Source organism: Streptomyces sp. NPDC098781 (genome assembly GCF_044759995.1).
GTDB lineage: Bacteria > Actinomycetota > Actinomycetes > Streptomycetales > Streptomycetaceae > Streptomyces.
Map to the genome: position 1 here is coordinate 89,936 of NZ_JBIWAK010000004.1, position 11,652 is coordinate 101,587.

General features: G+C 70.3%; 16 protein-coding genes. 11 read left to right on the forward strand and 5 right to left on the reverse strand.

What is annotated here, in order from left to right; genetic code table 11:
• The first annotated feature begins 1 nt into the window (after nt 1).
• The 9 genes from ACIQWG_RS17280 (at nt 2) to ACIQWG_RS17320 (ending at nt 5,914) form a co-directional block, all read left to right on the forward strand.
• A complete protein-coding gene (locus ACIQWG_RS17280; protein WP_404096072.1) occupies nt 2–1,357 on the forward strand; it encodes an FtsK/SpoIIIE domain-containing protein in 1,356 nt (451 codons plus the stop codon).
• An 83-nt stretch (nt 1,358–1,440) separates the two neighbouring features.
• Entirely contained in the window at nt 1,441–2,112 is a 672-nt protein-coding gene (locus ACIQWG_RS17285) for a DUF2637 domain-containing protein (RefSeq protein WP_404096074.1), read from the forward strand.
• Nucleotides 2,113–2,132: 20 nt separating this feature from the next.
• Nucleotides 2,133–2,324 carry a mobile element transfer protein gene (locus ACIQWG_RS17290; protein WP_093746057.1) on the forward strand — a complete coding sequence of 64 codons (192 nt, stop codon included), beginning with the start codon at nt 2,133–2,135 and terminating at the stop codon, nt 2,322–2,324.
• Nucleotides 2,325–2,337: 13 nt separating this feature from the next.
• Nucleotides 2,338–2,493, forward strand: coding sequence for a hypothetical protein (locus ACIQWG_RS17295; RefSeq protein ID WP_399368159.1), 156 nt, complete (start codon nt 2,338–2,340; stop codon nt 2,491–2,493).
• A 24-nt stretch (nt 2,494–2,517) separates the two neighbouring features.
• Entirely contained in the window at nt 2,518–2,838 is a 321-nt protein-coding gene (locus tag ACIQWG_RS17300) for a SpdD-like protein (protein WP_404096080.1), read from the forward strand.
• 90 nt (nt 2,839–2,928) lie between these two features.
• Nucleotides 2,929–3,111: a hypothetical protein gene (locus ACIQWG_RS17305; protein WP_404096083.1), complete on the forward strand. Its 183-nt coding sequence runs from the start codon at nt 2,929–2,931 to the stop codon at nt 3,109–3,111.
• Nucleotides 3,104–4,480, forward strand: a complete 1,377-nt coding sequence (gene repSA / locus ACIQWG_RS17310) for a replication initiator protein RepSA (RefSeq protein ID WP_404096085.1) — start codon at nt 3,104–3,106, stop codon at nt 4,478–4,480. Before ACIQWG_RS17305 ends, repSA begins: the two co-directional genes overlap by 8 nt.
• A 1-nt stretch (nt 4,481) precedes the next feature.
• Nucleotides 4,482–4,679 carry an AlpA family transcriptional regulator gene (locus ACIQWG_RS17315; protein ID WP_093746062.1) on the forward strand — a complete coding sequence of 66 codons (198 nt, stop codon included), beginning with the start codon at nt 4,482–4,484 and terminating at the stop codon, nt 4,677–4,679.
• Nucleotides 4,679–5,914, forward strand: a complete 1,236-nt coding sequence (locus ACIQWG_RS17320; RefSeq protein ID WP_404096088.1) for a tyrosine-type recombinase/integrase — start codon at nt 4,679–4,681, stop codon at nt 5,912–5,914. The genes ACIQWG_RS17315 and ACIQWG_RS17320 overlap by 1 nt, the downstream gene beginning before the upstream one ends.
• A 543-nt stretch (nt 5,915–6,457) precedes the next feature.
• Here the strand turns inward: ACIQWG_RS17320 and sigJ are convergent.
• The gene (gene sigJ, locus ACIQWG_RS17325) at nt 6,458–7,375 is read right to left on the reverse strand and encodes an RNA polymerase sigma factor SigJ (RefSeq protein WP_404096089.1); all 918 of its coding nucleotides are present in this window, start codon (nt 7,373–7,375) and stop codon (nt 6,458–6,460) included.
• A 101-nt stretch (nt 7,376–7,476) separates the two neighbouring features.
• Between sigJ and ACIQWG_RS17330 the strand changes: the two genes are divergently transcribed.
• Both ACIQWG_RS17330 and ACIQWG_RS17335 read left to right on the forward strand, forming a co-directional pair.
• On the forward strand, nt 7,477–7,851 hold the full coding sequence (locus ACIQWG_RS17330; protein WP_404096091.1) for a hypothetical protein: 375 nt from the start codon (nt 7,477–7,479) through the stop codon (nt 7,849–7,851).
• A 153-nt stretch (nt 7,852–8,004) separates the two neighbouring features.
• On the forward strand, nt 8,005–8,211 hold the full coding sequence (locus ACIQWG_RS17335; protein ID WP_404096093.1) for a hypothetical protein: 207 nt from the start codon (nt 8,005–8,007) through the stop codon (nt 8,209–8,211).
• A gap of 124 nt (nt 8,212–8,335) precedes the next feature.
• Here the strand turns inward: ACIQWG_RS17335 and ACIQWG_RS17340 are convergent, their stop codons facing one another.
• The 4 genes from ACIQWG_RS17340 to pyrH all read right to left on the reverse strand — a co-directional run bounded on the left by ACIQWG_RS17340 (nt 8,336) and on the right by pyrH (nt 11,538).
• The gene (locus ACIQWG_RS17340) at nt 8,336–8,785 is read right to left on the reverse strand and encodes an SRPBCC family protein (protein WP_404096095.1); all 450 of its coding nucleotides are present in this window, start codon (nt 8,783–8,785) and stop codon (nt 8,336–8,338) included.
• Nucleotides 8,786–8,889: 104 nt separating this feature from the next.
• The gene (locus ACIQWG_RS17345; protein WP_404096097.1) at nt 8,890–10,047 is read right to left on the reverse strand and encodes a phosphatidate cytidylyltransferase; all 1,158 of its coding nucleotides are present in this window, start codon (nt 10,045–10,047) and stop codon (nt 8,890–8,892) included.
• Nucleotides 10,047–10,604, reverse strand: coding sequence for a ribosome recycling factor (gene frr, locus ACIQWG_RS17350; RefSeq protein WP_404096099.1), 558 nt, complete (start codon nt 10,602–10,604; stop codon nt 10,047–10,049). The genes ACIQWG_RS17345 and frr overlap by 1 nt, the downstream gene beginning before the upstream one ends.
• A 175-nt stretch (nt 10,605–10,779) precedes the next feature.
• On the reverse strand, nt 10,780–11,538 hold the full coding sequence (gene pyrH, locus ACIQWG_RS17355; RefSeq protein ID WP_404096100.1) for a UMP kinase: 759 nt from the start codon (nt 11,536–11,538) through the stop codon (nt 10,780–10,782).
• Between the last annotated feature and the right edge of the window lie 114 nt (nt 11,539–11,652).

Consider the following 11,652-nt stretch of genomic DNA (forward strand, 5'->3'; position numbering starts at 1 on the left):
CATGACGTGGTTCATGGTCGCTCTGGTGCTGATCGTCGCTGCCGCAGTGATCCTGCGGTGGCGGCGCCCCGCCTGGTACTGGCTGACCTTCGGGATCACCCTCGCCACGCTGCGGGTCCTGGTCCGCTACGCCTCCGTCATGGACGCCTGCGGCCTCACGGTCCCGCCCTCGCGCTGGCGGCTGGCATTGGCCCGTCTGGCCAACCGGCCTGTCCCGCAGTCCCGTCCGCCGCGCATCCTGCGGATCCGCCCGACCCGCACCGGCCTGGTCCTGCGGCTGGGTCTGCGTCCCGGGCAGGACGCTTTCGACGTCGCGGCGGCCTCGGACCGGCTGCGCCACTCCTTCAACCTGTACGGCGTCACCTCGCGTGAACTGCGCTCAGGCGTCGTCGAGGTGCGCATGACGGGCTATGACGTCCTCAAGCGGGTGCAGATGCCCGCCAGGACCGACAGCGGTCCCATGCGGGTGCCGGTCGCCCTGCGTGAGGACGGTGCTGTCCACTACCGCGACTACCGGGCGGTTCCGCACGGGCTGACTCTGGGCGCCACGGAGTCGGGGAAGTCCGTCTATCAGCGCAACCTGGTCGCCGGGCTGGCTCCGATGGATGTCGCGCTGGTGGGCATCGACTGCAAGCAGGGAGTCGAGCTCTTCCCGCTGGCCCGCCGGTTCTCCGCGCTCGCCGACAACCCGGACACCGCCCTTGACCTTCTGGAAGCTCTCGTCTCGCACATGGCGGAGGTCTACCAGCTCATCCGCTCCCAGCAGCGCATCAGTGTCGCGATACCGGATGCGGAGATCGCCGCCGACATCTGGGACCTGCCCGCCGAACTGCGCCCGGTTCCGGTCGTGGTCCTGGTCGACGAGGTCGCCGAACTCGCCCTGTTCGCCACCAAGGACGAGGAGAAGCGCCGGGACCGCATCATCACCGCCCTGGTCCGCCTCGCCCAGCTCGGCCGCGCCGCCGGCATCTACCTGGAGATCTGCGGGCAGCGCTTCGGCGCCGAACTCGGCAAGAGCATCACCATGCTCCGCTCCCAGCTCACTGGCCGTACCGCCCACCGCGTCAACGACGAGACCTCCGCCAACATGGCCTTCGCAGACATCTCCCCTGATGCCGTCGTGGCGGCCGTCCAGATCCCCACCGACATGCGCGGCGTCGCCATCGCCGGGGACTCCTCCGGAGGCTGGGCCCGCATCCGCGCCCCGCACACCTCGCTGCGCGAGGCCGTGAACATCTGCAACAAGCACGCGCACCGCGTCCCGGACCTGCCCGCCCTGGCGGCCTTCCGCCCCGCGGTTGCCCCGCCGCCCCCGGCCTGGGCACCGCTGTCCAAGACAGCCCCCGCCACCGCCTGACGTCTCCCGCTCCACCGGTCGGCGCGACCGCCTCGCGCCAGGTCCCTACCCCCGCCATGCCTCATCACCGGAAGGGAACCGTGATGGCCCGCACCGCCCTCCGCGTCGACGCCGTACTCGTCCAGGCCGTCATCGCCGGGGCACTGTCCTTCGCCCACCTGCACGACCTCGCCGCCGCTGCCGGACAAGACGGCTGGAAGGCCTGGGCCTACCCCGTCTCGGTCGACTTGCTCCTGGTCGCCTCCTGGCGGCGGCTGCGCTCCGACGGTCCGTCCCGGCTGGCCTGGTGCTGGTTCGTGATCGCGCTGGTGGCCTCCCTCGGCGCCAACGTCGCCACCGCCGGACTCCTCGACCTCCAGCAGGTCCCTGCCTGGCTGCGCATCCTCGTCGCCGCCTGGCCCGCCCTGGCCTTCATGGGCGGCACCCTCCTCGCCCACTCCCCCACCGACCACCCTGCACCGGAAGTGCCGGCCGCTGCGCCCGACCCCGAACCGGCCGCCGCAGCTGAGCCGGACACCATCCCGGCCGCAGTGATCGAGCCCGAGGAAGCCCCCGCGCTTCCGGCCACCGAACCCGTCCCGGCTGCGCCCGTTGCGGCGGCTCCGCCGGTTCCGGCCGCGCTGGTCGACCACGCCCGCAAGGTCGCCGACGACCACCAAACCCGCACCGGATCACCGATCGACACCGACACCCTGCGCGCCCGCCTCGGCGTCCCGCCGCATCTGGCCGCCGCCATCGCCGCCCAACTCACCTGATCTGAAAGGACACGACCCCGATGCCTGCCCGCGACTACTTCCACTCCGTCATGCGGATCGGCCCCGTGCAGATCGGCACCCACCGCGACCGCAACGGCCGCACCCAGCACGCCGCCGTGTGCACCAACGACCGCTGCGGCTGGTCCGCCGACTACTCCAGCCAGAGTGCCGCCCAGCTCGCCGCCCGCACCCACCGCTGCACCGTCCGATAGGAGGCCACCGCCCATGGACGTCCCCCTCTGGTTCGCCCTCGCCGCCGTCGGCTACCTCGGCTGCAAGCTCATACGCCCGCCGCTCTGGCTGGTCCTGGTGCTCCTCCTCGGCGGCTACCTCATCGCCGACAGCCTCCTCGCCCCCGTCATCGACACCGCCATCAAGTAACCCGCCCACGAAAGGAAACCCACCATGATCCGCCCCAAGGTCCCGACCATGCCCCAGCCGACCGGCCTGATCACCCCGCCCGCCGTCGTCGAGCCCACCGCCGTCATCCAGCACCAGGACACCGCCCCGGCCCCGGTCACCCCCGCCCCGGCGGCTGCCCGGACCACCGTCCAGCTCACCCCGGGCGCCGTTGTCGCCCTGGTCGGCGGTGGCACGGCCGTGGTCCTGGTCGTCGGCGCCGTCCTGGTCTCGATGCTCCTCGCGGTCGCCATCACCGGCGCCTCGGTCGCCATCTGCGCCCTGGTCATCCGCTCGCTCATCAACACCGAAGCCGAACAGCGCTGACCGGCCCCCGGGCGGCCTCAACCGCCAAGTCTCCGCCGCCCGGGAGCCCTGCCCCATTCCGAACCCGAAGGCCCGGAAGGAACCCCCAGCATGACGCACCGCACCACACCGCCGCCCCGCATCTGCCCCGACTGCGACGGACAGGCCTCCGCCGCCATCACCCTCGGCGGCCGCGACCGGCACGGCCACCTGCGGACCATCACCGCCCACTGCCCGGCCTGCCACGGCACCGGCACCCGCCCCCTCCGCGCGCAGGAGGGCGCCCGTGCCTGACCAGCTGCTCGACCCGGCCACCCTCGGCGACCTGCTGAGGGTGGCCTCGGCCGACGACTACGACCGCTGGCACGAACAGATCCGCCGCACCGGCGGCTGCGCCGACCCCATCCACCTCACCGGCTGGACCCTCACCAAAGACAAGACCACCGGCGAGACCCTGCACCACTACTCCACCGAGAGCGAGCCCGGCGGACGCCTCCGCCTCGCCTGCGGCAACCGCCGCGCCTCCCGCTGCCCCTCCTGCGCATTCACCTACGCAGGCGACACCTACCACCTCATCCGCGCAGGCCTCGCCGGAGACGACCACCGCGACATCCCCGCCACCGTCCGCGACCACCCCCGCGTCTTCGCCACCCTCACCGCCCCCTCCTTCGGCCCCGTCCACAACCGCCCCGACCACGGCACCTGCCGCTGCGGCACCCACCACCCCGCCGACGACCCCGCACTCGGCACCGCCCTCGACCCCACCACCTACGACTACGCGGGCGCCGTCCTCTTCAACAACCACGCAGGCAACCTGTGGCAGCGCTTCACCACTCGCCTGCGCCGCGAGATCGCCGCCCACGCCGGACTTACCCGTCGCGAACTCGCCGACCATGCGCGTATCTCGTACGGCAAAGTGGCGGAGTTCCAGAAGCGCGGCGCCCTGCACTTCCACGCCGTCATTCGGATCGACGGCCCCGACGGCCCGGACACCCCGCCCCCGGCCTGGGCAACCGTCGAACTGCTCACCGACTCGATCCGCGCCGCCGCCGCGCACTCGTACACCTCGGTCTCGGTCCCGGCCGTCGAGGACCAGCCCGCCCGCACCTTCCGCTGGGGCACCCAACTCGACGTCCGCCCCGTCAAAGCCTTCGGCGATGGCTCCGACATCACCGAACAAGCCGTCGCCTCCTACGTCGCCAAGTACGCCACCAAGGCCGCCGAAAACACCGGCACCCTCGACCGCCGCATCGGCGAACTCTCCGAACTCGACCGCCACGGTGTGCCCGACCACACTCGCCGCCTCATCGAGGCCTGCAAGCTGCTCGACCCCTTCTACCCCGACCGCCGCCTCTGGGCCTGGGCCCACATGCTCGGCTTCCGCGGCCACTTCAGCTCGAAGTCCCGCCGCTACTCCACCACCCTCGGCGAACTCCGCCAGGCCCGCGCCGACTTCCGCGCCGCCCAGGAACGCGAAGCCCTCGGCCTGGACGACGTCGAGCCGGACACCGTCCTCGTACTGACCGACTGGCAGTACGCCGGACACGGCCACACCCCGGGCGAATCCGCCCTCGCCGCCACCATCGCCCGCGGCCTCCTGCACAACCGCGAGACCGCCCGTGAAGCCCTGCGCGACCAGTCCGCCGATGAAAGGGAGTGGTGACATGACCACCGAGCTGCCGAACCGCTTCCTGACCCCTGACGACCTGGTGGACATGTTCGAACTGCCCAGCGTCGAAACGGTCTACCAGTGGCGCCGCAAGCGCACCGGCCCCCGCGGCTTCCGCGTCGGCCGGCACCTGCGCTTCGACCCCAACGACGTACGCGCCTGGGTCGACTCCCAGATCGGGGAGGCTGCCTAATGGCCGGGCACATCCAAGACCGCTGGTACAAGACCGAGTCGGGTCCGGACGGCAAGGCCGTGAAGGTCAAGACCGACCGCTACGGCAACGGCCTCCGCTACCGGGCCCGGTACGTCGGGCCAGACGGCACGGAGAAGAGCCGATCCTTCCCGGACCGCCAGAAGCGCCGGGCGGAGGAGTGGCTGGCCGAGACCGCTGCCGACATGTCCCGTGGCCAGTACGTCGACCCCAGGGCCGCCCGGACCACCTTCCAGCAGTACGCGGAACGCTGGCTCGCCGGGCAAACGACCGACCTGAACACACGCATCGGAGCGGAAACCCGTCTTCGGCTGCACGCCTTCCCTCGTATCGGGGCGCGTCCGCTCGGGTCCTTCCGTCCGGTCCACATTCGCGAGTTCGTTCGCGACCTGGAGAACGGCTCGATCGGCGGCACCTACGCCCGCAACATCTACGCCAACGTCCGCGCGGTGCTGTCGGCCGCCGTGGATGACGGCCACCTCGCCCGCAACCCGTGCTCAGCCGCGTCGGTCCGCCCGCCAGCCGTCTCCACCGCCCGGGTCGTGCCCTGGCTTCCGTCTCAGGTGCGGGCGGTCCGTGACGCCCTGCCCGAGCGCTACCGAGCCATGGTCGACGTCGGCAGCGGCTGCGGTCTCCGCCAGGGCGAGATCATCGGTCTGGCCGAGGACACCGCCCAGCTCGACGGCGACACTCTTCGCGTCACCACTCAGGTCAAGCTGGTCCGGGGCGTCGCGGTCTTCGCTCCGCCCAAGGGCAACAAGGAGCGGGACGTACCGCTGCCGTCGTCGGTGGCTTCGGCCTTGCGCCGGCACATCGAGACTCACCCGCCTGTGGCGATCAAGCTGCCGTGGATCAGGCCGGACGGCCCGCTGACCGAGCGGCATCTGATCTTCACCAACACGGCCAACGGGATCGTCTGGCGAAGCAACTTCAACGTCCACGAGTGGAAGCGCGCCATCGCGGCGGCCGGCCTCATCCCGACGCCGGAACCCGGCAAGCCGTACGCCTCCGCCCGGCAACACGGGATGCACGCCCTTCGCCACTTCTACGCCTCGGTCCTCCTGGACGCGGGCGAGAGCATCAAGGCCGTGAGCGAGTACCTCGGGCACTCCGATCCGGCGATGACACTGCGGGTGTACGCCCACCTGATGCCCAGCAGCACCGAGCGTGCCCGACGGGCCCTGGATGGTGTCTTCGGCACGGCCCAGGAGCCCTGACGGCCCAGGGACGGCCCACCGGGCACCAAACAGCCCCCTACTGGCGACAACATCGCTGGTAGGGGGCTTCTTCGTGCCCGGAGCACATCAGTTCTCCGGGTGCAGGCATAACCCGTCCAGTGTGGCAGATCAACTGTGCGGGTCCGGGGCGGAGTGGGGTGGGGGTGGTCACGGTCCGGGGACGGCCCAGCACTCAGTGAGCCCTGGGCCGACCGAGCCCAGGCGACGACACCCTCACCACACACGGACCAACCTGGTGGAGGCCCCCAGTTCCTCGAACGCTTCGTGCAGGCCTAGCTACTCCTCGGTAGCCGTCTCGCACGGCTCCCCCAAGCTCACTGGCCGTCTCCGCCAGGTTCTCCCGGACCACCCCGCAAGGGCGGCACCGTACGGACTGGGGGCGATCCGGCCAGGATTCGGATGCAGACACGCCTTGTCCGGCCGGGCTGGTCGTCCTATGCCGGGCCGGGCCGGGCCGGGCCGGGCCACTGAGTGTCACCGCCGCAAACCGCGACGCTGCCCGGCACCTATGCCGCGATCCAGCTAGCGCTCCCGAGCCCAAGGCCGCAACTTCTCAGGGTTGCGGACCGCCCAGATCCGGGTGATACGCCCGTCGGCGACGTCGAACGAGGCTACGGTCATGACAACGCCGGCACGCTGAGCCACCAGACCCGGCACACCGTTGACCGACCGCTCCAGGAGTTCGAGCCCCGGAGACTTATCGGCAATGGCGACCATGTACTGGGCGATGCGCGCGCCGCCTTCGACCGGGCGCAGGACGGTGCCGACCATGCCTCCGCCGTCGGCGGTCATCACCGCGGCCGGGTTGAGGAGACCGATGAGGGCTGCGATGTCCTTCGTCTCCCATGCCTCTTTGACGTGCCTCACCACGTCGGCCTGGCCGGTCGCCGTCACCGGAGCGCCCGAGAGGCTCACCCGCCGCCGGGCGGAGGCCGCCAGTTGCTTGCAGGCCGCAGGAGTCCGGCCGAGAACGTCGGCGATCTCGGCGAACGGGTAACGAAAGACGTCGTGCAGGACGAACGCCACCCGCTCGGCGGGCGTCATCGATTCCAGGACGACGAGGAAGGCCATGGCCACCGACTCGTCCAGGACGATCTGGTCGGCGGGGTCGGCAGGGCTGGTGGGATCGGCGCCACCCGCATGGTCCCACTCGGTGCGGTCGGGCAGCGGCTCGGGCAGCCATGCGCCGACATAGCGTTCACGGCGGGCCCGTGCCGAGCCGAGCAGGTCCAGGCAGATGCGGCTGGTCACCGTCGTCAGCCAGGCGCCTGGGGACAGAATCTCCTCTTGCCGGCTTCGGGACAGCTCGTACCAGCGTGCGTAGGCATCCTGTACGGCGTCCTCGGCCTCGGTCACCGAACCGAGCAATCGGTAAGCGACATTGATCAGTTGGCGTCGCTCGTCGACTACCTCATCCGCGCCAGTCCCGACTCTCCCCATGCCTTCGGCCGCCCCCTCGCCTTACCTTTCGCGGGCCCGCGTCGTCGGGCTGGTGAGACCTTATCGATCTACTGCCCGAGGGCGGAAAAGGGGACTGTGGCATGGCCATTCAGGTGACGGCGACGGCGAACGCACAGCGCAGCTCCTCTTTCCTCCAGATCGCGATCGCCCTTCAGACGCTGACCATCTTCCTTCAGGCGGTCTCCGCCGGACTGCTGCTGACCTCGTCCTACGGAGAGGTGCTGCACAGTGTCGGCGCCCGTGTGATGTACGGGGCTTCGATGCTGTATGTGCTCGCGGCGGTGCTGGCGTGGAAGCCGGGCGGCGGCTCGCCCCGGCCCATCTGGCACGCGTTGGGTTTTCTCGTACTCGCCTCGGTCCAGGTTGTGCTGGGCATCGCTCACGTCCCGTCGGTCCATCTCCCCCTGGGTGTCGCGATGTTCGGTCTGAGCGTGCTCACGCTGGCCCGGCGCTGAGGTCCGGTACGGCCGCCGGTGTCGGTTAGCGGGACTCCGTCAGAACCCGCGCTCTGAGCTGGGGAATCACCGCGCGATCTGAAGAAAGGGGGGAGCTGACCTGCGGAAAAGGGCACGAAGGGGGTCGCGCTGTGGCCGCTATTGTGCCCGCCGTTGACCGCGGTGCTCGTGTCGTTCGGCACCGGACGCACCTCGCCGGTCGCCGACGTCGCCCGGGTCATCGCGACCGTGCTCCGCGACCCCGCTCGGCAGATCGGGCAGGTCTTCGAGCTGACGGGACCCGGCTCGGTCGACATGACGGAGCCGGCCGCTGAATTCTCCCGGGCCACCACGGCCCGGTCGCACCGCGCCAACCGCTGACGACGGCACGGCTGACGGCGTCGAGCGCGTCACGGGCGTCCCCGCCCAGCCCATCGAGTCGTTCGTCGCCGCCCGAAAGGACTCCACCTCGTACCGCCCCGGTCCGCCGTGCCCGAGGTCCGGACTAGGCCGCCCCACCCTCCAGCCGGTCCTTGAGGAGCCGCTCGTCGCGTGGCAGTTCCTTGCGGACCTGTGGGAGGACCACCAGAGGGAGAAGGATCTTGCCGGCACCGTGCCCCTCGAAGTCGATGTCGATCGTCACACGGCTGCGGCGGCCGTCGTCGAGCGGTTCGATCTCTCCGTGGGTACGGGTCCGGACGGGGCCGTCGATGCCGTGCAGATCCCAGCTGTGCGGAGGGTCGAGGTCGTCGAACTGCACGGTCGTCGGGATCTGCCGGGTGCCCACCCGCCGGGTGACCCGCACCTGGGACCCGGGGCGGATCGGGCCCGCGTCGAGGCGTTCGGTCGAGACTGCGCTCAGCTGCCATTCCGGCAGGTGGGAGGGGTCGGTGAGATAGGCGCAGACCTCGTTCGGGGGGCGGTCGACGTCGATGATCTCTCGGATGGCGGTCATGATGACCCCCTTTTGATGCCTTTCGGGCGTACGTCGAAATCGTCCCACATGCCAAGGAGCCTCCGCTCTGCACGAGCGGAGGCTCCCCGGATACGACCGATACGTCAGCCCGAGCCCACGAACAGCACCAGCAGCAGCCACACCACCGGTGCCGTCGGCAGCAGTGAGTCCAGCCGGTCCATGATCCCGCCGTGACCCGGCAGCAGGGTGCCCATGTCCTTGATGCCGAGGTCCCGCTTGATCATCGACTCGCCGAGGTCACCGAGCGTCGCGCTGGCCGCCACCGCGAGACCCAGCAGCAGGCCCTGCCACCAGGTGCCGTCGTCGATCAGGAACTGCATGCACAGCGCGCCGGCCACCATCGCGAAGCTCACCGCGCCGAGCAGGCCCTCACGGGTCTTGCCGGGGCTGATGCGCGGGGCGAGCTTGGTCCTGCCGAAGCGCCATCCGACGGCGTACGCGCCGGTGTCGCTGACGACCGTGAGGAGCAGGAACGTCAGGACCCGCCAGGGGCCGTCGTCGGCGGTGAGCATCATCGCGACGAAGGTCGCCAGGAACGGCACGTAGAACGCCGCGAAGACACCCGCGGTGACGTCTCTGAGGTAGCCCTCCGGCGGTTCGGTCATCCGCCAGACCAGCACGGCGAGCGCGGTCAGCGCCATCGCCACCCAGGCACCCTCGGCACCCCGGACGTATCCGGATACGACCATGGCCGCACCGCCGAGCGCCAGTGGCACGAGCGGCGCCTTGATGCCCTTGCGCTCCTCCAGCCGCTTGGTCAGCTCCCACAGGCCCACCACCACGGCGACCGCGACCACGCCGACGAACACGGCCTTGACGACGAACAGCGACGCGACGATCACCACGCCCAGCCCGACCCCGACCCCTATGGCCGCACTCAGGTCGCGCCCCGCGCTCTTCTTCTGCGGCGGGGGCGCCGGCTGTGGTGCGTCGGGCATGGGCTCCGGATTCTGCGGCGCCGCTTCGAAGGGCCGCGCCTGCGGCATGTCGTGAGACCGCGTCTGCGGTGGCCGGCCGTGGAACAAGGGGCCGCCCGTCCGCGCGGCCCCCCGGTCGTCATCCTGGTCTCCGCCATACGCGGGCACGTCGGGCACGATGGGCATGGGGCGAGTCTGCTGCGCCTCAGGCGCATCGTACGCGGGACCCGCCGGGGCAGCCCCCTGGACAGGTCCACGCGCGGTGGCCCCCCAGTACCCGGCTTGCCCGGACCCGGTCGGCGCCCCCCAGGAAGAGTCGTTCATCAGACCTCGAGCAGCTCTGCTTCCTTGTGCTTGAGGAGCTCGTCCACCTGAGCGACGTACTTGTGCGTGGTGTCGTCGAGCTCCTTCTCCGCACGGCGGCCTTCGTCCTCGCCGATCTCGCCGTCCTTGATCAGCTTGTCGATGGCGTCCTTGGCCTTGCGGCGGACGGAGCGGATGGACACGCGCGAGTCCTCGGCCTTGGCCTTGGCGACCTTGATGTAGTCGCGCCGGCGCTCCTCGGTGAGCTCGGGGAACACCACTCGGATGATGTTGCCGTCGTTGCTCGGGTTGACGCCCAGGTCCGAGTCGCGGATGGCCTGCTCGATGTTGCGCAGCGCGCTCTTGTCGAACGGGGTCACGACCGCCATGCGCGGCTCCGGCACGGAGAACGAAGCCAGCTGGTTGATCGGCGTCAGTGCGCCGTAGTAGTCGGCCACGATCTTGTTGAACATCGCCGGGTGCGCACGGCCGGTGCGGATCGCGGCGAAGTCCTCCTTGGCGACCACGACGGCCTTCTCCATCTTCTCCTCGGCCTCGAGGAGGGTCTCTTCGATCACCACTTGCTCCTGCGTCTTGAGTAAGGCCCGGCTGCGGTTCCTCGGTGGGGCGGCGGCCGGCTGCGTCGCGTCTTCTTCCTGCACGGTTCCCGACCGGCAGGACATTGTCCATCCCCCGGTCAGGGTCCGCCCCGTCCGTCCCCCGGACGGGTTTGTTGTCGGAGTTGTCGGAGCGTCAGCCCCGACCGCCCTGCTCACCCACGAGCGTGCCGATCTTCTCACCCTTGACGGCGCGGGCGATATTGCCCTCCGCCAGAAGCTCGAAGACGAGGATCGGGAGCTTGTTGTCGCGGCACAGGGTGATCGCCGTGGCGTCGGCGACCTTGAGTTCGCGCGTGATGACCTCGCCGTAGCCGAGAGAGTCGAACTTGACGGCGTCCGGGTTGGTCTTCGGGTCGGAGTCGTAGACCCCGTCGACACCGTTCTTGCCCATCAGCAGCGCCTCGGCGTCGATCTCCAGGGCGCGCTGCGCGGCGGTGGTGTCGGTGGAGAAGTACGGCATGCCCATACCGGCGCCGAAGATGACCACACGGCCCTTCTCCAGGTGCCTTACGGCGCGCAGCGGGATGTACGGCTCGGCGACCTGGCCCATGGTGATGGCGGTCTGGACCCGGCTGTCGATGCCCTCCTTCTCCAGGAAGTCCTGGAGGGCGAGGCAGTTCATCACGGTGCCGAGCATGCCCATGTAGTCGGAGCGGGCCCGGTCCATGCCGCGCTGCTGGAGTTCGGCGCCGCGGAAGAAGTTGCCGCCGCCGATGACGACCGCGACCTCCGCGCCGTCGCGCACGACGGCCGCGATCTCACGGGCGATCTTGTGCACCACGTCCGGGTCGACGCCGAGGCCCCCGCCACCGGAGAAGGCTTCTCCGGACAGCTTCAGCAGAAACCGGCCGCGTACTTTGCCGTCGTCGCTCTTCTGGGCCTTGGTGGTCATCGAGATCCCGCCTTTGTTACGTGGTGCACATACGAAGAAGGCCATTGCCGGGCGGGGTGGGTTTCGCATCCCATGCGCGGCAATGGCCTCCTCGTCAGATCTGCTGTCGTCCGT

Bases quoted from the DNA above. Each gene is read 5' to 3' on its own strand.
- ACIQWG_RS17280 (WP_404096072.1), top strand. From the start codon at position 2: ATGACGTGGTTCATGGTCGCTCTGGTGCTGATCGTCGCTGCCGCAGTG.
- ACIQWG_RS17285 (WP_404096074.1), top strand. From the start codon at position 1,441: ATGGCCCGCACCGCCCTCCGCGTCGACGCCGTACTCGTCCAGGCCGTC.
- ACIQWG_RS17290 (WP_093746057.1), top strand. From the start codon at position 2,133: ATGCCTGCCCGCGACTACTTCCACTCCGTCATGCGGATCGGCCCCGTG.
- ACIQWG_RS17295 (WP_399368159.1), top strand. From the start codon at position 2,338: ATGGACGTCCCCCTCTGGTTCGCCCTCGCCGCCGTCGGCTACCTCGGC.
- ACIQWG_RS17300 (WP_404096080.1), top strand. From the start codon at position 2,518: ATGATCCGCCCCAAGGTCCCGACCATGCCCCAGCCGACCGGCCTGATC.
- ACIQWG_RS17305 (WP_404096083.1), top strand. From the start codon at position 2,929: ATGACGCACCGCACCACACCGCCGCCCCGCATCTGCCCCGACTGCGAC.
- ACIQWG_RS17315 (WP_093746062.1), top strand. From the start codon at position 4,482: ATGACCACCGAGCTGCCGAACCGCTTCCTGACCCCTGACGACCTGGTG.
- ACIQWG_RS17320 (WP_404096088.1), top strand. From the start codon at position 4,679: ATGGCCGGGCACATCCAAGACCGCTGGTACAAGACCGAGTCGGGTCCG.
- sigJ (WP_404096089.1), bottom strand. From the start codon at position 7,375: ATGGGGAGAGTCGGGACTGGCGCGGATGAGGTAGTCGACGAGCGACGC.
- ACIQWG_RS17330 (WP_404096091.1), top strand. From the start codon at position 7,477: ATGGCCATTCAGGTGACGGCGACGGCGAACGCACAGCGCAGCTCCTCT.
- ACIQWG_RS17340 (WP_404096095.1), bottom strand. From the start codon at position 8,785: ATGACCGCCATCCGAGAGATCATCGACGTCGACCGCCCCCCGAACGAG.
- ACIQWG_RS17345 (WP_404096097.1), bottom strand. From the start codon at position 10,047: ATGAACGACTCTTCCTGGGGGGCGCCGACCGGGTCCGGGCAAGCCGGG.
- pyrH (WP_404096100.1), bottom strand. From the start codon at position 11,538: ATGACCACCAAGGCCCAGAAGAGCGACGACGGCAAAGTACGCGGCCGG.